This window comes from Fibrobacter sp. UWB5, from assembly GCF_002210295.1.
Classification (GTDB): domain Bacteria; phylum Fibrobacterota; class Fibrobacteria; order Fibrobacterales; family Fibrobacteraceae; genus Fibrobacter.
In genome coordinates, this window is the sequence record NZ_MWQH01000005.1 from 95463 (window position 1) to 116371 (window position 20909).

At 51.3% G+C, this 20909-nt stretch carries 23 protein-coding genes and 3 pseudogenes; 10 read left to right on the plus strand and 16 right to left on the minus strand.

From position 1 onward, the window contains the following. Nucleotides 1–11: 11 nt before the first annotated feature. From bioF to B7989_RS08745, 9 genes and pseudogenes are all read right to left on the minus strand, one after another. Nucleotides 12–1226, minus strand: coding sequence for an 8-amino-7-oxononanoate synthase (gene bioF, locus B7989_RS08715; RefSeq protein ID WP_088628129.1), 1215 nt, complete (start codon nucleotides 1224–1226; stop codon nucleotides 12–14). Next, entirely contained in the window at nucleotides 1223–1972 is a 750-nt protein-coding gene (locus tag B7989_RS08720) for a 6-carboxyhexanoate--CoA ligase (protein WP_088628130.1), read from the minus strand. Before B7989_RS08720 ends, bioF begins: the two co-directional genes overlap by 4 nt. 1 nt (nucleotide 1973) lies before the next feature. Next, entirely contained in the window at nucleotides 1974–3284 is a 1311-nt protein-coding gene (gene bioA, locus B7989_RS08725) for an adenosylmethionine--8-amino-7-oxononanoate transaminase (RefSeq protein WP_088628131.1), read from the minus strand. After that, complete coding sequence (locus tag B7989_RS08730) at nucleotides 3281–3937, minus strand: DUF4405 domain-containing protein (protein ID WP_088628132.1); 657 nt, start codon at nucleotides 3935–3937, stop codon at nucleotides 3281–3283. The genes bioA and B7989_RS08730 overlap by 4 nt, the downstream gene beginning before the upstream one ends. Nucleotides 3938–3952: 15 nt before the next feature. Next, the gene (locus tag B7989_RS14170) at nucleotides 3953–4177 is read right to left on the minus strand and encodes a flavodoxin (RefSeq protein WP_233144333.1); all 225 of its coding nucleotides are present in this window, start codon (nucleotides 4175–4177) and stop codon (nucleotides 3953–3955) included. Nucleotides 4178–4326: 149 nt separating this feature from the next. After that, nucleotides 4327–5112, minus strand: a pseudogene (locus B7989_RS14175) (formylglycine-generating enzyme family protein); the annotation flags it as partial. Continuing rightward, the gene (locus tag B7989_RS14330) at nucleotides 5112–5846 is read right to left on the minus strand and encodes a carboxymuconolactone decarboxylase family protein (RefSeq protein ID WP_369829054.1); all 735 of its coding nucleotides are present in this window, start codon (nucleotides 5844–5846) and stop codon (nucleotides 5112–5114) included. The pseudogene B7989_RS14175 and the gene B7989_RS14330, both read right to left, overlap by 1 nt. A gap of 132 nt (nucleotides 5847–5978) precedes the next feature. Then, nucleotides 5979–6320: pseudogene (locus B7989_RS14335) on the minus strand (carboxymuconolactone decarboxylase family protein); the annotation flags it as partial. 193 nt (nucleotides 6321–6513) lie between these two features. Next, complete coding sequence (locus B7989_RS08745) at nucleotides 6514–7026, minus strand: flavodoxin (protein WP_088628134.1); 513 nt, start codon at nucleotides 7024–7026, stop codon at nucleotides 6514–6516. A gap of 198 nt (nucleotides 7027–7224) precedes the next feature. Here B7989_RS08745 and B7989_RS08750 point away from each other — a divergent pair, with 198 nt between their 5' ends. Beyond that, a complete protein-coding gene (locus tag B7989_RS08750) occupies nucleotides 7225–8028 on the plus strand; it encodes a LysR family transcriptional regulator (RefSeq protein ID WP_088628135.1) in 804 nt (267 codons plus the stop codon). 25 nt (nucleotides 8029–8053) lie between these two features. On the opposite strand, the gene B7989_RS08755 is transcribed toward B7989_RS08750, so the two are convergent. Further along, nucleotides 8054–8386 carry a putative quinol monooxygenase gene (locus B7989_RS08755; protein ID WP_072980505.1) on the minus strand — a complete coding sequence of 111 codons (333 nt, stop codon included), beginning with the start codon at nucleotides 8384–8386 and terminating at the stop codon, nucleotides 8054–8056. A 178-nt stretch (nucleotides 8387–8564) separates the two neighbouring features. Next, nucleotides 8565–8660, minus strand: a complete 96-nt coding sequence (locus B7989_RS14340; RefSeq protein WP_198959551.1) for a type II toxin-antitoxin system mRNA interferase toxin, RelE/StbE family — start codon at nucleotides 8658–8660, stop codon at nucleotides 8565–8567. A 115-nt stretch (nucleotides 8661–8775) separates the two neighbouring features. Here B7989_RS14340 and B7989_RS14090 point away from each other — a divergent pair, with 115 nt between their 5' ends. Genes B7989_RS14090 through B7989_RS08770 form a run of 3 tightly spaced genes read left to right on the plus strand, consistent with a single transcriptional unit; the run spans nucleotide 8776 to nucleotide 10418 of the window. Next, on the plus strand, nucleotides 8776–8928 hold the full coding sequence (locus B7989_RS14090) for a hypothetical protein (RefSeq protein ID WP_173347431.1): 153 nt from the start codon (nucleotides 8776–8778) through the stop codon (nucleotides 8926–8928). 52 nt (nucleotides 8929–8980) lie between these two features. Then, entirely contained in the window at nucleotides 8981–9589 is a 609-nt protein-coding gene (locus B7989_RS08765) for a hypothetical protein (RefSeq protein ID WP_088628136.1), read from the plus strand. Beyond that, nucleotides 9579–10418, plus strand: coding sequence for a nucleotidyl transferase AbiEii/AbiGii toxin family protein (locus B7989_RS08770; protein ID WP_088628137.1), 840 nt, complete (start codon nucleotides 9579–9581; stop codon nucleotides 10416–10418). The genes B7989_RS08765 and B7989_RS08770 overlap by 11 nt, the downstream gene beginning before the upstream one ends. Nucleotides 10419–10539: 121 nt before the next feature. Here B7989_RS08770 and B7989_RS08775 read toward each other — a convergent pair whose 3' ends face one another. The 4 genes from B7989_RS08775 to B7989_RS08790 all read right to left on the minus strand — a co-directional run bounded on the left by B7989_RS08775 (nucleotide 10540) and on the right by B7989_RS08790 (nucleotide 13893). Further along, nucleotides 10540–11418, minus strand: coding sequence for a phosphatase PAP2 family protein (locus B7989_RS08775; protein ID WP_233144346.1), 879 nt, complete (start codon nucleotides 11416–11418; stop codon nucleotides 10540–10542). Between the two features lie 24 nt (nucleotides 11419–11442). Further along, nucleotides 11443–11967 (minus strand): cyclophilin-like fold protein, encoded by a 525-nt coding sequence (locus B7989_RS08780; protein ID WP_233144334.1) that lies wholly within the window; start codon nucleotides 11965–11967, stop codon nucleotides 11443–11445. A gap of 175 nt (nucleotides 11968–12142) precedes the next feature. Continuing rightward, nucleotides 12143–13336: an alpha/beta hydrolase gene (locus B7989_RS08785; protein ID WP_088628139.1), complete on the minus strand. Its 1194-nt coding sequence runs from the start codon at nucleotides 13334–13336 to the stop codon at nucleotides 12143–12145. Between the two features lie 17 nt (nucleotides 13337–13353). After that, the gene (locus B7989_RS08790; protein WP_072977139.1) at nucleotides 13354–13893 is read right to left on the minus strand and encodes a flavodoxin family protein; all 540 of its coding nucleotides are present in this window, start codon (nucleotides 13891–13893) and stop codon (nucleotides 13354–13356) included. A 193-nt stretch (nucleotides 13894–14086) separates the two neighbouring features. Between B7989_RS08790 and B7989_RS14180 the strand changes: the two are divergent. The 4 genes and pseudogenes from B7989_RS14180 to B7989_RS08805 form a co-directional block, all read left to right on the plus strand. Continuing rightward, nucleotides 14087–14260: pseudogene (locus B7989_RS14180) on the plus strand (LysR family transcriptional regulator); the annotation flags it as partial. A 45-nt stretch (nucleotides 14261–14305) separates the two neighbouring features. Further along, on the plus strand, nucleotides 14306–14968 hold the full coding sequence (locus B7989_RS08795) for a LysR family transcriptional regulator substrate-binding protein (protein WP_233144347.1): 663 nt from the start codon (nucleotides 14306–14308) through the stop codon (nucleotides 14966–14968). Between the two features lie 23 nt (nucleotides 14969–14991). Next, complete coding sequence (locus tag B7989_RS08800; protein WP_088628141.1) at nucleotides 14992–15480, plus strand: GNAT family N-acetyltransferase; 489 nt, start codon at nucleotides 14992–14994, stop codon at nucleotides 15478–15480. Nucleotides 15481–15547: 67 nt separating this feature from the next. Beyond that, the gene (locus B7989_RS08805; RefSeq protein ID WP_088628142.1) at nucleotides 15548–16861 is read left to right on the plus strand and encodes a GGDEF domain-containing protein; all 1314 of its coding nucleotides are present in this window, start codon (nucleotides 15548–15550) and stop codon (nucleotides 16859–16861) included. Between the two features lie 18 nt (nucleotides 16862–16879). Here the strand turns inward: B7989_RS08805 and B7989_RS08810 are convergent, their stop codons facing one another. Beyond that, on the minus strand, nucleotides 16880–18664 hold the full coding sequence (locus B7989_RS08810) for a S8 family serine peptidase (protein WP_088628143.1): 1785 nt from the start codon (nucleotides 18662–18664) through the stop codon (nucleotides 16880–16882). A gap of 538 nt (nucleotides 18665–19202) precedes the next feature. Here B7989_RS08810 and B7989_RS08815 point away from each other — a divergent pair. Together B7989_RS08815 and B7989_RS08820 are read left to right on the plus strand one after the other, a co-directional pair. After that, on the plus strand, nucleotides 19203–19544 hold the full coding sequence (locus B7989_RS08815) for a P-II family nitrogen regulator (RefSeq protein WP_088628144.1): 342 nt from the start codon (nucleotides 19203–19205) through the stop codon (nucleotides 19542–19544). Nucleotides 19545–19569: 25 nt separating this feature from the next. Next, entirely contained in the window at nucleotides 19570–20844 is a 1275-nt protein-coding gene (locus B7989_RS08820; protein ID WP_088628145.1) for an ammonium transporter, read from the plus strand. The last annotated feature ends 65 nt before the right edge of the window (nucleotides 20845–20909 follow it).

Consider the following 20909-nt stretch of genomic DNA (forward strand, 5'->3'; position numbering starts at 1 on the left):
ATAGCGACGCTTCACAAGCAATCATTTATGATTTGAGCGATGGTTGTTGCGGCGGCATGAAGTTGTTCACGCGTATGTGTGGCCATCAGGCTTGCACGGAGGCGGGCTTGCCCCTTGGCAACTGTCGGATAGCGAATCGCGGGGATCAAGATTCCCGCATCCTGGAGTTTTGCAGAAATTTCCAAAGCGCGGGCCTCGTCGCCAATGACAATCGGAACAATCGCCGAAGGAGACTGTTCCACGTTCACACCTTCGCGTTGCAAGGCTTCGCAGAAAAATTTCACGTTATCGCGCAAGTTCTGCACGCGTTCTGGATGCGTATCAATGTAGCGCAAGTTATTGCAGGCGGCAGCGGCAACGGCAGGGGCCATCGCGGTTGTAAAGATAAAGCTGCGGGCCTTGTTGCGCAAAAAATCAATCAGCTGCTGCTTGCCCGCCACGAAGCCGCCCTCGGCGGCGACGGCTTTGCTCAATGTGCCGACGGTTACATCAGCGTGAGCACAGCCGTAGTGCTCGGCAAGCCCGCGCCCGGTCTTGCCGAGCACGCCCGTGGCATGCGCTTCATCAATCATCAAGAGACAATCATTTTCTTTCGCGATGCGTAGGAGTTCCGGCAAATTTGCAAGGTCGCCATCCATGCTGAAAACAGCGTCGGTCACAATGAGTTTGCGAGGGACCGGCAACGTGGGCTCATACGCACGAGACTTTTCCGCTTCTTGAATCACGCGTTCCAAATCCGCCATATCGTTATGCTTGTAAACAAGGCATTTGGCTCGCGATAACCTAATTCCGTCAATAATGCTCGCGTGGTTCAGTTCATCGCTAAAGATAAAGTCGTTCTTGCCACACAAAGCCGAAATCGTGCCGACATTCGCCATATAGCCCGTATTGAAGGTGATAGCGGATTCTTCGCCTTTGAATTTCGCGATAAATTCTTCCAATTCCTGATGCGGAGTCTTGTTGCCCGTGGTAAGGCGGGCTCCCCCGCTCCCTGTACCCCACTCCAAAACGGCCTGGGCCATCGCCTGCTTGAGTTCGTCGACATTCGCCAAGTCCAAGTAAGAATTAGACGCCAGCAGGATCTGTTCCTGCGAAGCGCCGTTGGGCATGCGGATTTTCACGCATGACGATTCCGGCGATTCCATCAAGCGCATGGTGCGGTAAGTGTTATTCGCCCGCGCTGTTTCCAAAGCGTCTTTCGTAAAAATGTCAAGAATGCGACTCATACCCCGACATCCACCAGCACTTTTTTCCTCTGCAAATATCCAATACACTCTTCGGCTTTCGCCTTGCGCGAATCAAACAGGAAAATGCGGCCTCCGTTTTCGTCGCCCATTTCCTTCATCTTCATGATGCGCACGTAACCGAGTTCCTTGCTCGCGACATAGCCCGTCACGTAATTCGGATCATCGCTCACGCAAAATTCCGCAACCATTCCGGGGGCGTTCGCCACCTTGGTCGCCAGCACAATCGCTTCGTTAAAATGATTCTTGCAGCCATCCACTTCGCTCGAATGAAGCGCATCCATATAAGTCGCACGCACGCCGCGTTCGTGGTCAGGTTCTAGGCGGTTTCCCGTCGCGATATCGTAGAGCATCGCCCCACGCATTGGGAACGTTTCGCGCAAGAGCTCTTGCAATTTTTCGCGAAGCCCGCAGCCAGAACCCATCAGCGGAGCAATCAGTCCAAACGCCTTCTCGAGCCCTTCCTGCCATGTATCCACATCCACACGTGTCACCGGCAAGGCCTTCAGAATTTGGATATCGCTTTCATGAACCTTCTCGATTTTCACGTTGATAAAATCCGGGTCGCCCTTAGAATGCGTCATGGCCCGGCGTACCATCGCCATACAAACAGCCTCAACAGAATCCCGGTTCACGATGCGCTCGGCACCGGAAATATGCTGTTCGTGTTTCTGTTCGCCCTCGCCCACTTGCTGCGAGGCACGCATTTTCAAGCTGTAATAATCCATATCACTCATGAAATTCGTCTTCGCCTTCTACGACAGGCGCGGGTTCACATTCGCCAATCATCTTGATGGCTCCGCAGATGCGGTCGATTTCAGAATCAGTCGTAATGAACGGAGGCATCGTATACACATAATTGCAGAAAGGCCTGAGCCACACGCCGGTTTCGCGAATCACGCGCAGAATGTCGTCTGCGGAAGGTTTCGCCTTCAGTTCCAAGACTCCGATAGCACCCAGAACACGCACGTCCGCCGCATTTTCAAGCGCACGGAGCGGCTCCAGATTCTGTTTAAGACGTTTTTCAATTCGTGCAACACCAGCCTCGTAATTGCGACTTTCGAACAGCGAAAGCGAAGCGATTCCCGCGGCGCAGGCGAGCGGGTTCGCCATATAAGTAGGGCCGTGCATGAATGCCGGGATTTTGCTGTTCGTGATTGTTTCGGCAACTTTCTCGGACGCGACACAAGCCGCCATCGTAATGCTTCCGCCCGTGAGCGCCTTGCCGATACACATGATGTCCGGCATTATCCCCGCATGCATCATCGCAAATCGCGGGCCCGTGCGGTAAAAGCCCGAAGCAATTTCGTCCAAAATAAGCAAGATACCGTAACGGTCGCAAAGTTCGCGGAGTGATTTCAAGTAACCCGCATTGTAAAGCCACATGCCGTTTCCGCCCTGAAAAACCGGCTCGCAAATCACGGCAGCGATTTCACCCTTATGTTCTTCGACAACGCGTTCCATCGAAGCGAAATCTGTCGGATTCCACGCCTCGTCATAGCGGCAGTTCGGACGTTCCGCAAAGTAATGGTGCGGCATGATTCCGCGGAAAAGCGTATGCATTCCGTCCGGATCGCTAAGCGCCATCGCGCCTGCGGTATCGCCGTGGTAGCCGCCCTTCAACGCGACCAACTTGCAACGCTCCGGATGTCCAAGGGAATACTGGTACTGCACAGCCATCTTGGCGCTGCATTCCACGGCTATGCTACCCGAATCCGCAAAGAAAATCTTGTTCAATCCTTCGGGCAAAAAGTTCACCAGCTTTTCGCCAAGCTCAATCGCGGGCTCGTGCGTAAAACCGCCGAACATCACGTGGCACATTTTTTCACTTTGTTTCTGAATCGCATCGACGATTTCAGGGGCATTATGCCCGTGCGCCATGCACCACCAGCTAGACACGGCATCAATCAATTTCAGACCATCGGCCGTTTCAATCGTTGTTCCGTGAGCTGTTTTGGCGAGAAATCTTGCGGGAGTATTTTTCAGCGCCGCATACGGATGCCACAAATGTGCGCTATCAAAATCTAAAAGGGTTTTCATTTGCGGCCAAATATAGAAATTGCCATCGCAAACAGCACGACGATGGCGATATAGTCCGCAAAAAAGAGGGCGTAGCCGCGCTCCGCGTCAAAGAAGAAGAAGGGCTGCTGCAGGAACATGTATTTCCAAAGCCCGCGAATCGCGAAGGCGTAAATTCCATAGCCCGCCACAAGAACGGCAACCACGCGGGTTGCAATTAGGGCCGCCTTTGACTTGAATGCGCCCGCAAGTCCCAAGCGGTTTGCAATCAGGCTCACATGCAGCCCGATGTGGAGCGACATGAACACGTAATACCAATGGCTTGCGAGCAGGTGCGCCGTGCGGGCGAAGTTTGCGCCCGATTCAATCCCGAGCCAAGCGAACACGTGGTTCGAAAGCATGATTCCGCTCACCATCAAGAAAATCGCGCACAAAAGGATCCCGCAATTCACGACCGCCTGCAAAATGCGGAATACATTGTAGCGGCCCTTGAACAACGAAAGAAAAAAGCGCCGGTTCAGCGTGATGTGCACCGCCCACAGAACAAGCAGCACCACGCCCAGAATCTCGTGAACAGCGGTCGATTCAAAAAAATAATTGCCGCCCATCAGCACGAGCGTCGCGATTGTCATCGCGATATCAAGCATCATACGGATTTTTGCGGAAATAGGCATATCAAGGAATATACATTATTTCGTCTTCACGCCGTTTTTCTCGAGCCACTTGGCCACATCTTTCGAGAGGCTCGAACCGCCGGAATAATGCACCGAAAGGCCTTCGCCGATTTTTGCGTTGGGCGCAAGTTTCGCAATCGCGGTGATGCTCTGGCCAAAGCGCCCGCCACCGTGGGAGCAGAACGGCAGAATCCGCTTGCCCGCAAAGTCGTAACTTTCGAGCAAAGTCGCAATAGGCATCGGGATACTCGCCCACCAGTTGGGGTAACCGATGATAATCGTTTCGTAACCGGCCCACTTCTTTGCGTCAGGCTTTTTCTTGAGGGCTGGGCGAGCCGGAGCTCCACATTGTAACTCTTGCTGGATTGCTGCATGGCACCGCGATAGGCGCTGCGGAGGTTCTTGCCGAAATCGTTCCAGCCGCCACCGCGATGCACGCGCCTCGTGCCCGAAGGTTTGCCCGCCGGATCGACCGTCACGCTTGCCGAGCCCGCAGAAACTCCGTAATCACCGTAAAAGTCAAAGCACCATTCGCCCACGTTCCCGTAAATATCGTAAAGCCCGAAGGGATTGGGCTTGAACTTACCCACGGGAAGAGTGTTCCCGCGGTAAACGCCGGGACGTGTTTCCAGAACCTCGTCGTTGAAATAATTCTGCTCGATTTGATACGGATAATGCCCGTAAAAATTCACGTCGTCGGCACCGGGAGCCTTCTTTGTGTAGAACGGCGTGGTCGTGCCGCCTCGGGCCGCGTATTCCCATTCCGCTTCGGTGGGGAGCCTGTAGCCGTTCGCCTCGCGGTTCCAGCTGACAGCATCGTCTTCGATAGCGTAAACGGGAGTGCGTCCGTCGCGTTCGCTTAACTTGTTGCAAAAACGAGCCGCTTCGAGCCACGTGATGTTTTCGACGGGCAAGTCGTCACCCTTGAAACTGGAAGGATTTTCGCCCATTACCTCGCGGTAAAGCTTTTGCGTCACCTCGTATTTGCCCAGGTAAAAATCGGAGACCTTCACCTTGTGAAGCGTCTCGTCGTTGACGCGCCAGTCCTCGTTTGCGGGGCTTCCCATGTTGAAAGTCCCGCCCTTGATAAGCACGAAGCCGTCGGGCGCAGGTGCCGCCGCAAGCGACCCCGCCGAGAACAACAAAACTGCACAAGATAAAAATTTAGCGAACATTATTTCAACTTCCCGTAGTCTTCGTCGCTCACGGGCTCAAGCCATTCGTTGCTTCCGCCTTCACCAGGGACTTCAATCGCCAAATGCTGGAACCAGGAATCCGGAGCCGCCCCGTGCCAATGCTTGACTCCAGCCGGAATGTTCACCACGTCGCCGGGCTTCAGTTCCACCGCCGGCTTGCCCCATTCCTGGTAGTAGCCGCGACCCGCCGTCGCAATGAGAATCTGGCCACCGCCCTTCTTTGCATGATGGATGTGCCAGTTGTTGCGGCACGCCGGCTCAAAAGTCACGTTTCCGACACCCACCTGTTCCTTGCTGATCATGTCGAGATAACTCTTGCCCACGAAATACTTGGCATAGGCGTCGTTCGGCTTGCCCACCGGGAACACACTCCAGTCCTTGCCTGGCATGTTTTTTGCGACCGTCGCGTTTACAGCACCAGCCTCAGCCACCGCTTCCTTAAGCAGTCGCAACGCATTCAGCGTGCGCGGGTAACCGCAATACGGCAAGCAGTTGTAAATCGCCTGTTCCACGTATTCGGGCGTACGAATCTTGAGGTTCGCGCCGATATGCGCCTTGAGCTGCGGCTCCGTTCCCAGATTCACGAGAATCGCCATCGTCAAGAGTTCGCGAGTATTCAGGTCGAGCCCCTTGCGGGTGTAGTAATCGCCAAAGCAGTTGCTCGCAAGGAAGTAGTTGATAGTCGGCATCCCGTCCTTTCCGTTTTTCGCCATGTCGCGGAAAATCTGGCCGAACAGCGTCCCCTGCGCGTCAGCACCCGCCTCCAGGCGGGACTGCGCCGTCACCGTCGCACGGTTTTCGTCCACCTTCACGTTCTTCGCCTTGAACACGCTGCGGGCAATTTCCACAGCATCCACCGTCCGCGGGAACCCGGTGTAAGGGGCGCACTGGTAAATCGCCTCGAGAATTTCTTCGGGAGCAAGCCCCTGCGCAAGCGCCGTCGCCACTTCTTCTTGCAAAAGAGCGCCCGACTGCTGCGTCACAAGCGACACCAGGCGAATCAACTCCACCTCGCGCTTTTCTACAAGCGGAGTCGCCGCCGGAACTTCGTTCTGCGTGAAGTTGTCCATCACGGCACGCAGTTCCTTGTCCTGCGAAAGCGCCTTCGCCTCGCCCTGCGGACAGCAGTCACATGCGGCAAGCACCGCACCCATACCAAGCATCGTCATAATCGTCCCTATTTTCATGGTTTGTTCCTTTTCTATCTACGCCTTTAATATAAATAAATGCGCAAATCCCGCAAAATACCATTTTTTCATGCTCAGTATGCGCGAAACGCATAGTGAAGCCCGCCAAGGGGATTGATTCCCCTAAAAAAAAGACTGCCAAGAGTTTCCTGGCAATCTTTCTAAAACATTCCACCCATAAGGCGCTAGCCGATTACTTCACCCATTTATCGACTTCTTTCTGGGCCTTGTCGCGTTCGTTCTGGGCCACGTGTCCGTAGATGGCAAGGCCGGGGGTCACGTTCGCGCCGGTCACCTTCTTGAGGCGCTGCACACCCGAGAGGCCGCTGCCTTCGTGAGTCACGAACGGGTGAATCGTCTTGCCTTTCAGGTTATACTTCTCGAAGAAGGTGAACATGGGCATGGGCATTTCACCCCACCACACCGGGTAGCCGACGTAAATCTCGTCGAATTCTTCGGGGTTCACGTTCACCGGCTTGATGGCCGGGCGCGCGTCCTGCGCAAGTTCCTTCTTGGCCACGTTGATGCAGTCGTCGTAGCCCTTGGGGTATTCCTTCGCAGGCTCCACGTGCAGGAGCGTGCCGCCCGTCTTTTCCGCAATCATCTCGGCAATGATTTCGGTATTGCCCTTGGAAATGTTCCCGACGGAATAGTTTTCGTCTGCACGGGAATAGTAAACGACGAGGATTTTCTTTTCTGCTGCCATAGAGACTCCTAGAAGAAGTGATAAAAGAATCAAGGTGATTTTTTTCATGGGATTCGCCTTTTTCGTTAAAAATTTCCTTGAACCGGTTGCCTTTAATATAAATAATTTCAGGACGGCCGCGTAATGCGTATTTTTTATGCCCACTATGCGTGTAGCGCATAGCGAATTTATTATATTCTCCCCCAAAAGGGGCTTTTTATGTTTGTCGAGACCTACATTTTGCGATTGCTGGCCGGGTTCCTGGAATATGGGACGCTTTCTGCCGTTGCGGACAAGCTCTACACTTCGCAGCCGGCGGTGAGCCGCGCGTTCAAAAAGTTGGAAGACGAAATCGGTGCTCCGCTCTTCGAGCGCAAAAAGAACCGCATCGAGCTGAACGAGAAGGGACGCACGGTTGCCGAATATGCGAAGCGCATCATGGATTTGCAGGGCGAGATGATGGAAAAGGTGAGCCCGCAGGGGGCCACGCGCACATTCTCTATCGCGTCGGTGGCCATCCTCCCCGCCATGCGGATGGTGCAGGAACTGCAGGAGAAATACCCCGGTGCGCAGGTCACCTACGAGATTATCGACAATGAGGCGGGCGTGCTGAAGGCGCTGAACGAGGGCACGGCGGATATCGGCATCACGCTTAAGGCCCCACGTGCAAAGAAATACCGCGCCGAAAAATACATGCAGGAGCGGCTCTCGATTGCGCTCCCCAAGAAGCACCCGCTTGCGAAGCGAAAGTCCATCCGGCTCCGGGAACTCAAGGGCGAAACCATCATCCAGCGTAGCAACGTAGGGTTCTGGGAGCAGGTCAAGCGCAAGAAGATTCCCGACGTCACCTTCATCAAGCACGACAGCACGAAGGGCATTTCAAAGCTCATTGAGCAGTCTTCGCTGTTGACGTTCGTTTCGGACCAGAAGTTCGACTACGACATACCCAAGAGCCGCAAGATTGTGCCGCTCGCCGACCGCGAAATGAACGTGGAATTTTTCAAAGTGAAGTTAATGAAATAGCGCGCGGGCGCTGCATTGTCGCGACTTACTTCCTGATGAACTTTTCGTCGGTCTTGGGCATGGTGTTGTCGGGCGTGTAGCGTTCGACCGTCATTTTCAAGTCGTACTTGTCACGGAGTTTCGCAATCGTCTTCATCATGGGTGAAGCGTGGTGCACGTCGATGGCCGCCTGGCTTTCCCACGCATCAATCAGCAAGATGGTCTCGGGATCGTCCAGCGACTGGAAATATTCGTAGCGGATGTTGCCCTTCTCGGCACGGATTTTCGCCACCGTCCCGCTAGAGACCATCTCTTCGGCGAACTTCTTTGCCGCCCCGTTTTTACCCGTATAGCGCAGGTTTACCGTAATGTTGCTCATGGCACTCTCCGCAAACACGCTCGCAGCGAGCGCAAGGATTGAAAATAGTGTTAAAAACTTGAGTTTCATTTTGCACTCCGAAATGTTTCGCATATAATATAAATATTTTCGGAGCATGCGCAAAATGCTTAATTTCCATGCTCAGTATGCGTGTAGCGCATAGTGAAAACAAATGCTTTTATGGTTTTCTGTCAGAAAAAATCTTCTTCAGATAAAGTAATAACCAATCTGGTTGAATATGGCATTCCCAGACGCCTTTGAAATTTCCCGTCAATTCAATCGAGCCAAGCAGTTGGGACTTTAGTTCCAGGCTTTCCCCTTTTTCAACAAATCCTCAAATTGTCATATTATGACATCCAAGGTATGTATATTTGTACCAGCGAGGTTCTATGCTGGTAACTTTCCTTATCGTGCTAGGTATTTTGGCTCTTTTCGGGGCTGGCGACGCAGGGGACGCCTGCGCCATTACCTTGCTGCTGAAAGTGCTACCGTTCCTGATTTTCGTGGGGATTTTCGCATCTTTAATGTTCTGTAGCGGGTAAAAAGAAATAAAAACTTGCTTTTTCAACCATTTTATTATATATTTGGTTTGAAATGCAAGAAACAAACGAGAAGAAACTGGAAAAAATGCTGAACGCGAATAGCGGCTACATCACGCGAAAGCAAGTCGACACCCACAAGATTCCCTCGTGGTTCTTGACCGATTTCGTGCGAAAGCAGGGCCTTGTCAAGGTAGACAAGGGATTCTACGCCCAAGAGCAATGGATCAGGGACGATTACCTTGTTTTTCAATACAAGTATCCCAGATTCATCTTTTCACACGTTTCCGCACTATTCTTGCATGGGCTAACAGACCGCCTACCCGATTATTTCGAGGTAACCGGGCCCAAGAATTATAGGCCATTTTCTCCGAACCCTTCCGTCGCAATCCACACAGATTCTCGCGATGAAACCTACAGGCTTGGAATTTGCAAAATCAAGACTTCGCTTGGACATCTGGTGGAATGCTACGATATGGAACGAACGATTTGCGACATCATTAAAAACAGTCAAAAAATCGATGCGGAAATTTACGGCAAAGCACTCAAGCTTTACGCAAAGTCAAAAGACAAGGACATACGCAACCTACTCCATTACGCCCAAATATTGAAAATAGAGAACAAAGTAGCGGAACTTATGACGGTGGTACTGAATGAAGATTAATAAGAATTCCCTGCAGGCGAAAATCAACAATCTCTCCAAAGAGATGAATGTCCATGCCAATGTCTTGCTTGTGTCGTTCTTTTTTGATGCGTTCATTTCAAGATTGGCCAAGTCAACATACGCCAACAAGTTTGTTTTCAAGGGCGGTTTCTATCTCGCCACATTGCTCGGCGTAAAGAACCGCTACACAGCCGACATCGATTTCCTTTTGAGAAGGGAAACTATGGACGAGAATAGATTGAGGAAAATTTTCACTGACATCATCGCAATCGATGCAGACGATTCTATCTCTTTTGAAATAAGTGATATTTCTCCAATACGTGATGAAGACGCCTACGGCGGTTTTTCCATCCTTTTGACAGGACGTCTAGAGAATGTCAGACAAAGTTTCCATGTCGATGTAGCTACAGGCGATCCAATTACACCTTCTGACGTCGAATATACCTACCAAAGCCTCATCAGCCATGAATCCATTACGTTCCGAGCATATAACCTTGAAACAGTCGTTGCAGAAAAACTTCAAACCATTCTTTTCCGAGGCCTGCTCAATAGCCGCTGCAAAGATTATTATGATATTTACATTATCAATCAATTGCAATGGAACAACATCAATATTCCTGACTTGAAGAAATCTTTTGAGGCAACTTGTCGATATCGCAAAACTCCCTTTGAAAAAGAGGAATCTATTTTAATTCTAGAAGAAGTTTCAAAGAGCGGCCTTCTTCAAACCCGCTGGAAGAATTATGCGAAAAAATCTTCGTTTGCAAAAGACATTCCATTTGAAGCGACAATTGAATCTTGCAAAGAAATTCTTGATTGCATTTTCTAACATTTCGGGGCTGGCGACGCAAGAGACATTTTCCAATAAAAATACCAAAACGCGATTGTCAAGTGGTTTATGCATTTTTTCTCTTTCGTCGGTCCACAAGGTTGTGTACCAGGCGTTTGGCTTATATCCTCACGCTGAGCACGGCGCCTTTGGTGTCGTCAAAGAATAGCGGGGCGATGGTGACCTTGGGCGGGGTCTGTTTTTCACCGGCTTTTTCCTTGTAGAACACGCTGCCGATATACCAGCCGATGGAGGCACCCATCAGGGTTCCTGCGACGGCGTCGGAGAACCAGTGGGCTTCTCCTTTTGCACCGAGCACCATGCTTGTTGCGATGTAACCTGCATACAGGGCGCAGCCCGCCACGACGAGGGGCTTGTCGCGGTTGTAGCTTGCGATGCTCATGGCCATGGCAGCGTTGGTCATGGAATGCCCCGAGGGCCAGCCGTAAAAGACGCCGCGCCTAAAAAATCCCCACTTGAAATCGCGGGAACGCTCGCCGCTGTTGAGTTCCGCGTCAGGGTGCTCGCGAGCCGAAATCGCCTTGAGGATGTTGTTGTAGAGGAAAGTCACGGCGGTAGCCTGCACGGCGACGGCACCGGTGTTGTTCAGCGCGCGGTTGTCGCAGATAAAGTACATGTAGCCGGGGACGAGTATCGGGAAGAACGTTCCCATCATCATGCCGGGAGTGAACGCAATGCCATACGCGAGCTGGTCCTGACGTGCCGCAAAACGGGCCACCATCAGGTCGTTATTTTCCATCGAGAACTTGTACGTAAGCGCACCGCCGAGCATGTGGAACCCGAGCGGCCAGCCGAACGCACTCAGCAACATATTATGGCCCAGGTGATCGAACGGGGAAAGTTTTTGTGCGCTATCGATGGCTGCGGAATCCGCGCTTGTCGAATCGGCCGCGGGCATTTCGGCATGTGCGAAACTTGCAAATGCAGTGAACAGCAATAGCACCAAGAGCGTTCTAAATTTCGTCAACAAGCGCGTCATCGTCTTCACGAAGGAAATATACGTTTATTCTACTGAGAACGTCGCTTTCACGTTCCCTTTGCCGAGGATCTGCTGGAGGCGTTTCTTGTTTACGTTGTCGATGCGAGCCAGGCGCGTAAAGTTCCAGGAATTTTTGTCGTAGTAAATGGTGATGGAGTTGCCCTGGTAAAGGATGATGTCGCCCGCGTCGGTGTCGATTTGCTTGTCGTTGCGCGGGAAACTGCGCGGCAGGTCAGCCACCTTCTCGAAGCTGCCGTAGTCGTGCATGTCGAGCGTCATGTCGCCCTGCGTGAGGAATTCGGCGAAGGCCTTGGCCGAGGAATTTTCTTCGAGCGTTGCCGTGAAGGTGGTATCGTTCACATGGATTTTGAGTTTCACGGGAGCCTCCATTTGGGCTGATGAACTTGCAGGCACGACGTCGGCTGTTTTGCTTGCAGACGATTTCGGCGTCTGGGCTTCGGGTTGTGTCGGTTTGACAGACGACGCCGCGTCAGAAGAGCAAGCTGCGAACAGCAATAAAATGACAATGTATAGGATACGTCCTTTCATAAAAACTCTCTGAAAAATTTAATTCAATAATAAAAAGGAGATCCCCACCTTGGTGGCCATGCGCACTAAGCACTTCCCCAAAGAGGATAACTCTACTAAGGCGCTAAAGCACCTAGTATCGTATAAAAGTGCTAAGTGCTGTCCGCCCGCCTACGCGGGGATGACATCAGTCAAGTTACTTCAAGTTTGTCTTGAAGAATTCGTTCAGCTTTTCGAAGGGGATTTTTTCCAGGTTGTCGTAGAGGTCAACATGGGAGGCTCCGGGGATGACGAGGAGTTCCTTGTTGCCGACGGTCTTGCTCCAGTTCTTGGTGGCGTCGAGTTTTGCGGGGACGTTCGCCTTCTTGCCGGTCATCTTTTCGAATGCGCCTTCGCCGAAGTAGCGGCTGTGGGCCTTTTCGCCGTGGATGATGAGCACCGGGTTACGGATTTCGTCGGCGTATGCGAGGAGTTTCGTGTTCATGAGCGAGGTGCCTGCGGAGGCGGCCCAGCCCTTGTTGCTGTTGAGGGAGCGCTTGTGGTAGCCGCGCGGGGTCTTGTAGTAGGCGTAGTAATCCTTGACAAAGTAAGGTGCGTCGTCCGGGAGCGGGTCAATAACACCGCCGGCTAGGTCGTACATGCCGTTCTTGAAATCCTTGGTGCGCTGGGCCATCAGAGCCTTGCGGGCTTCGTTACGGGCGTCGGCGTTGTTTGCGGAATCGAAGTAGCCGTTTGCAGTCACGCGGCTCATGTCGTACATGGTGGATGCAACGGTCGCCTTGACGCGGGTATCGATGCCGGCAGCGTTAATCGCCATGCCGCCCCAGCCGCAAATGCCGATGATGCCGATGCGTTCCGGATCAACGTTGTCGCGGGTCGAGAGGAAATCTACAGACGCCATGAAGTCTTCGGTGTTGATGTCCGGGCTGTTCATGTAGCGCGGCTCGCCGCCCGATTCGCCTGTGAAACTCGGGTCGAATGCGATGGTCAGGAATCCGCGTTCCGCCATCTGCTGGGCGTAAAGGCCGCTGGACTGTTCCTTGACGGCTCCGAACGGGCCAGAGACTGCGATTGCGGGGAACTTGCCGTTCACCTTGAGGCTCGTGTCCTTGGGCACGAACATATCGGCGGCGAGTTCAATGCCAAAGTGGTTCTTGAAAGTGACCTTGGAATGTTCGACCTTGTCGCTCTTGGGGAAAACCTTGTCCCATTCGGCGGCGAGCGTAAGCTTGTTCATATTTTCATCCTTTGTCTGTTGTGCCGCTTCTGTTGCCGGTGCGGCGGTTTTGGCCGCATCCTGTGCGGCATTGTTTTCTTTTTCGGGGGTGCATGCCATCAGGGTGCATGCGGAAACCACGGCTAACGCCGCTTTAAAGAATCTGGATTTCATGATTTATCTCCTTGTTGTTAAACCTTTTTTCCCATGGCGAACGCTTTTTTCAGGAGCGCGGAATTCTTCTTGACATCGCCGGCGCTTTCGGCACCCGTGGCGCAGAGGGCGCCCTTGAGTTTCACGCCGTCGAAACAGGCAATCCACCCGCCAATGCCGCGCTTCGCGATGTTCATGGCCTTCGCGTCAGTGTCGGCGGCAGATGTGAGCAAGTAAATCTCGCGGAACTTGTAATCACTTGAGTAAAGGGAATTTGCGCGGTCGAGCATCGTCTTGAGCTGGCCGCTCATCTCGTAATAGTAAATCGGCGTCGCGAACACGATGACATCAGCCGATTCCATCTTCTTGGTGATGGCGGGAGCGTCGTCCTTGATGACGCACTTGCCCTTCTTCTGGCAAGCGAGGCAGCCCATGCAAAAGCCGATCTTCTTGCCGCGCAGCGACTCGAATTCCACCTTGTTGCCCGCCTCGGCGGCACCCTTCGCGAACTCCTGCGCCAGGGTTTCGGAGTTGCTCCCCTTGCGCAAGCTGCTGGACAAGACCAATACTTTTTTCATAGGTTCCTCTCGGTTGAAGTCTTTACATGTTCAAATATACCTCTTTTTTCAGATATTGCAAATACTTTGTTTTCATAACTAGATATGCTTATAAGGCATAGAAAGTATGCTTTCACAAGCCTTAGTTATTCCTTCCGGGCATTATTTTTGCAATTTCATACCCGCGGGGCTTGAATTTTATTAGTTTTCGGGTATGGAACTTCGAGTTTTGCGGTATTTTCTGGAGGCGGCGCGGTTGGGGAATGTCTCGCGCGCGGCGGATAATCTTTGCGTGACGCAGCCGACGGTGAGTCGCCAGCTCAAGGAGTTGGAGGAGGAGCTGGGCGAGAAGCTTTTCGAGCGCACGAACTACGCGATTCGGCTGACGCCTGCGGGGGAACTCTTGCGGGAGCGTGCGGAGGATATCCTTTCGATGGCGGACAGGACGGTGCAGGATTTCAAGTCGCTGAAGGAAGACGAGGTGGTGGGTGAAATCGCCATTGCCTGCGCGGAGTCGCGGAACGTGAATTTTCTTTCGAAGTGCATCGGGATTCTCCGGGACGACTATCCGAAGATTAAGTACAACTTATATTCGGGCGACAGCGAGCGCGCCTTGGAAAAGCTGGACAAGGGCATTTTCGATTTCGCGGTGGTTGTAGATAACGTTGATTTGGAAAAGTACAACTGTCTTGCTGTGCGTTCGGTGGACCGCTGGGGCGTGGTGATGCGTCGCGACGACCCTTTGGCCAAGCGGGATTTCATTGAGCCGAAGGACTTGCTCGACAAGCCGCTGATGGCGTCGCGCCAGGCGATGGTGGCGGATTTGCCGAAATGGTTCGGCGACGATATTTCGAAGCTGAACGTAATCGTGGGGCTGGATCTTTCGTACAACGGTTCGGTGCTTGCGAAGGAGGGCACGGGCTACCTGCTCACTTTCGACGGCCTTGTGGATACGAGCCGCACTTCGCGCCTGTGCTTCAGGCCACTCATGCCCGAACTCACCACCAACATGTACATCATTTGGCGGCGGGGCCAGCAGTTCACGCGAGCGGGCGAACTTTTCCTCGATACACTCCGGCACGTGCTGGGGGAATAGAAAGAAATTAGAGGATTATTCTCATGATTAAAATTGAAGGATACAGTACAAAGTATATCAACGACGCGGTTGAAATCTGGAACGACATTGTCGAAGACGGAATCGCGTTCCCTCAGAAAGATGCGCTTGACCCGCAGACGGGAGACGAGTTTTTCAAGTCGCAGTCATTCACAGGCATCGCCGTTGAAACGGACTCCGGCGAGGTGGTCGGGCTGTACATTCTCCACCCGAATAATGTCGGGCGCTGCGGGCATATTTCGAATGCGAGCTATGCGGTGAAGAAGAACAAGCGCGGCCAGCACATCGGTGAATTTCTCGTGAAGGATTGCCTCGCGAAGGCCAAGGAAATCGGTTTCAGGATTTTGCAGTTCAATGCGGTTGTCGCCACAAACACGTCGGCACTCAAGCTCTACAAGAAGCTCGGCTTTACCCAGCTCGGCGTAATCCCCAAGGGATTCTTGCTCAAAGACGGGAACTACGAGGACATTATCCCGCATTATATCGAACTTTAAAACGGTTGCACCCCATTTTTTCCATTGAAATGAATATATTTTTATAGGTATCTGGAGCAATGATTCTATGGACAATAGCAAAAATTTTATAGCAGACATTCCTGCGAACGCTGCAGAATTTTTCACGGCTGTAACTCACGCCGCCACAGAACTGTACATTTCGATGCATGTTCTTGACCTTGAGGATAAAACCGTTTATCCTATCAAGACTAACGAATTCATCGATAAGTTTATGAAATGCGGCGGCACCCTACAAGAAAGTCTTACCAATATCATGGTAAACCTTGCATGTCCAGAAAGCGTTGAAACTATCAAGAATTTTACGATTCTTTCAACATTGCCGGAACGCATGAAGAAAGCAAATGTCATTTCAGAAATTTTCCATGGAAAGATTCACGGTTGGAGCAAGGCGATATTTGTACGCATTGGCGACGAAAAGCCACTACGCCGGGTTCTGTACCTTGTCGAAAATGTGAATGCGCAAATGACAAAGTTGGAACAAGAGAAAGAACTCTTGGAGCAGAACCGCAAACAACAAAACATGATCAACGCGCTCATGAACGGATACGCCTCCGTTGCCAGTGTCGATTTTGTAACTGATAAGGTGGAAATTTTCCGCACTAGCGATCGAATCAAAAATGCTCTTGGTTCCACGAAAGAACCGCCGACCTTCAAGGCCCTTGTTGAAAAACTCCTCAATACGACCGTTCTCGAAGAAGACCGTGACAGTCTCCGAAAAGTGGCAGACGAATCCTATATTAAAGAATACCTGCCAGTCGGCAATAGTTTGTCAAAAATATTCCATAACGAACTCGGTCAGTATGTCGAAATGAAAGTGGTGCGAACCGGCGAAGAAACAACCGTATTCGGCTTTACCGACAAAACTAACGAAATCACAGAAATCAACGATAAAATCTACAGGGATTCGTTGACTCAAGTGATGAATCGTAAGTATTTCGACGAGAAACTCGCATCACAGAATTGCCAAGCAGTCGTAATGGCAGACATCGACTTTTTCAAAGAAATCAATGACACTTACGGCCACCAGTGTGGCGACGCCGCCCTTGCAGCCGTGGCATCAATACTGAGTTCTTCAGTTCGTAATCTGGACCACGTCGTACGTTATGGCGGCGACGAATTCTTAATCTCGTTCAAGGGCATCAGTCATGAAGTGCTGAAAGTCAGACTTGAACAGATGCGTGCCAAGGCAGAAAAAATCGTACTGAAAGACTACCCAAATGTAAAGTTAACCATGAGCTTTGGCGGAACATTCGGAGACGGGGCCGTTTCAGACATGCTCTCCTTTGCCGACAAGGCACTCTACATATCAAAGAAAAAACGGAACTGCGTTTCCTTAGTTCCGTTCGAAGAAAAAAATTAAGTTTTTTTCTAAGTCAAATTAGTTATTAGTAGAGCCATGGAAGTTGTAGCCCAGGAGCACGCGGCCACCTTCGTTTCTAACTCTTCTAATCACAATCTTCAGATTATGGTTATTCGTCGGCGTCACTTCCACATATTCAAAGGGGTTTGAGGTAGAAGCGGAATTGCCGATCAGCTTGCCATCCTGATACACAGAAAGGTTGATATCCTGCGGCAGCTTGCCATTTTCAAAAACGTAATCACCGCTAGACAGCCAAGCAATAGCAATACGGTACGTCATCTTCGCAATAATACCGGATTCTTCGAATTGAATCTTGTTGCTGGTGTTTGTAAAGAAGTCCGTATTGTTACCATTCCAGAAACGGGAACGGTTGTTAGAGGCCATCGTTTCAGCATTAATCACCCTCTGAGCATAGTAAGGACCATTGTCACGGTCGTGGCTCGAAGCATCAATATCAAGCTTGTTCGTACCCGAAGTCAGCAAAAGAGCCTTGACCACTTCCGGATGCCAGCGATAGAACGGCTGCTTATCCAGCAACAAGGCGGTGGTCGCAGCGGTAAACGCCGAAGCAGAAGCCGTCTGCGTCACATACGGAGGCATCACGAAATCGTTCTGAATAACCGGAGAATAGTTGGTCGGGAAATGGAAATCCGCGAAGTTCACAATTTCAGGCTTCACGATGGTTTCCTTAGAGCCCCTATATTTCGGGTTAACAAAACTAGAAGTCTGGTGCATACCGCCATCAAAAGGACTTCTAACGGCGCCGACCGTAATCACATTGGTACCCATAGCGGCACTCAACATCTGATTGTAGCTATCCAAGCCCCTATCACCGGCTGCGGCAAATTCAATGATACGCGTGTTATAGATGAGTTCATCGATATAGCGGCTGTCCTGGCCATATACACTACCCGAATACTGTTCCTTATTGTTAATCGTACCAATAAAGATTTTGGGATTCTGGTCATAAGGGTTCACCGGATACGGAACATATTCCGCATTATTCATGTAGTCTACGCAGCTTGTGGTGTAACCATACAAAGTGGCACCGGGAGCGACCGTATTCATCAAGCGAGCGATATTGGATGCATGAGCGATATCGGGAGAATAGTACGAATCACTGCAATCGCCGCCCATTTTCAACTTGCCAGCAGCCACAAAATCTTCAGACGGAGCAGCCGGTTCCACAAAGTGAATGCCAATGCCATCACCATTTGCGCCCACCATGGGGAAATAGTTGACGTCGGAAAGGTCATGACCGTAAGACATCATCAGAGGGACACTCAAGAAATAAATGTCTTCCCATTTATTGGGCGACCAGTCGGTTTGAACATTCAGCATGCAGCCGCTTTGGCCTGCGCATTCGTTCGTCGTAAACGTCGTCGTATAGCTGGTCGTATTGGGATCATTCGTGGGCAGTCTGTCGTTACCGTGCCTCGAGAAGGCATCTCTCGGTTTGTCCGCATTTTCAATTTTAGTGATCGATTCCTTATAGGAACGTTCGGTGAGGCTTTTGCCATTGAGCTTATAAGATTTCGTTTCGCCGTGAATCGAATAAATACCTTCCGTCTTGGTCATCGACACTTCGGTCGGATAAGCCTTTGCCAAAGCCTTCGTCGGCTTAACGCCCTTCACAAAAGCGACAGATGCGCTAGTCACCTTTGCATTATGACGGCCGAGGACGTCGGTTTTAGAATTTGTAACATTAAGCTGTGCAGAAGAAACTGCAACCTGCTGATTTGCAGCCATAGAACCGGTTGCAAGAGCGCAGCAAAGAAACAACAAAGAACGATTGCTCTTCATTTCTCTCTCCTATATAGTTGATTTTTTACCCATCAATCTCGTTTAGATTGACGTGCGCAAATATAGACAAATAAAAAATTAATTTGCTAATAATAAATCTTACAAAATAAAACCAATAAATTAATTTGTCTACAATTCAATTATTCAAAGCACCACATTTTTGCGTTGCATATACTGCACGCCTATTAAACATTTTTATTCTTTAGTAGTACATTCTCCAAACAACAATCACACAAGACAATCGCTCCGATTCGCCCACACACAAAACACATTGTAAACAAAATATTGCACGGAGTGGTAAAAGGATGTTGCCACCAGGCGATTCCTGACATACAAGACACACTATGGCAAGCACTTTACAATTTTTGCGCGTATTACAGGTTTTGAAAACCAAAATTTGTAATCGATACTTAACAAAATGCGCCAATTAGCTTATTTTCGCTCATTTTTTCGAATTTCAGCCCTTTTTGAGATTTTGGCACGCCTTTTGCAATAGGTTGGGCAAAACAAGAAAACAACCTCAACAAAGGATAGGAACATGAAGCTCATTACAGCTTACATCCAACCCGAACGATTAAACATCGTAAAGCAAGAACTTTACGAAAGCAAGATTTTCAAGATGTCCGTCACCAACGTGCTGGGCTGCGGCCAGCAACGCGGTTACAACCAGCGTTTCCGTGGCGTCGTGACCGAGGTGAACTTGCTCAAGAAGATTTGCCTTAAGATTGCTGTGAACGACGAATTTGTGCAGCCTTGTATCGATGCAATCATCAAGGGAGCCCGCACGGGCGCTATTGGCGACGGCAAGATTTTCGTCACCGAACTCGAACAGTGCATCCGTATCCGTACCGGCGAAACCGGCCCCGAAGCGATCGGCTAAACATCAACCACAAGGAATTTAAACAATGAACGAAGCAGCAACTGTCGTACCTGTCAGCGACGCCATCTTTATGACAGAAAACATTTGGATCATGATCAGCGCCATGTTGGTGTTTATCATGGGCCTGGGCTTTGCCTGTGTCGAAGCGGGTCTTGTTCGCGCCAAGTGCGCGGCCAACGTCGCTTTCAAGAACATCGCGGTTCCCGCCATAGGTATCACGATGTACGCCGCCATCGGCTTTGCCCTCATGTACCCCGGAACGTTCAACGCGATCTCCGGTGTACTTGGATTTGCCGGATTCGGCATCGGTGACTGGGCCAACCCGGCCAACTTCACCGCCGCTTACAACGGTCACTTCACCCTCTTCACTGACTGGTTGTTCCAGGCGATGTTTGCTGCGACTGCAGCCACGATCGTGTCTGGTGCCGTTGCCGAACGTGTGAAGCTGAACTCCTTCCTCGTCTTCACCATCGTCTACGTGGCCTTGGTCTACCCCATCGTGGGTAGCTGGACATGGGGCGGCGGCTGGCTCTCCACCATCGGCAAGGCAGGTTTCCATGACCTCGCCGGTTCTACCCTGGTTCACTCCGTGGGTGGTTGGGCAGCTCTCGCTGGCGTCATGATTCTCGGACCCCGTATCGGCAAGTATGTTGGCGGTAAGGTGCACGCTATTCCGGCCCACAACATTCCGCTCGCAACCATCGGCGTGTTCATGCTGTGGTTCGGTTGGTGGGGATTCAACGCCGGTTCTGCTCTCTCCGGCGATGCAAAGGCTACTAGCTGGATTTTGGTGACCACGAACCTCGCCGCTGTCGCAGGCATCATTACCGCAACGCTCACGAGCTGGATCGTTTCGAAGAAGCCGGACGCCACCATGGCCCTCAACGGCTGCCTTGCAGGCCTCGTCGCCATCACTGCCGGTGCAGACGTTGTCACCCCGCTTTCTTCCTGGATTATCGGTGCCATCGCCGGTGTGCTCGTTGTCGGCGCAGTCTTCATGTTCGACCGCCTGCACTTGGATGACCCGGTCGGTGCTCTTTCGGTTCACCTGGTGAACGGTGTGTGGGGTACGCTCGCTGTCGGTATCTTCGATATCACTGGCGACTACACCCTCGGCACACAGGCCATCGGCGTGATCGCTTATGCGGTTCCCTGCTTCGGTGCTGCTAGCCTCATCTTCTTCGCAATCAAGAAGACCATGGGCCTCCGCGTTACCGAACGTCAAGAACTCCGCGGCCTCGACCAAAGCGAACACGGTCAAGAATCCTACAGCGGATTCCAGATCTTCAGCAACATGTAATCCTACCTACACTCTAGCAAAACGGATAAACGAAACGACCCTGGCTTTGGCCAGGGCCGTTTTTT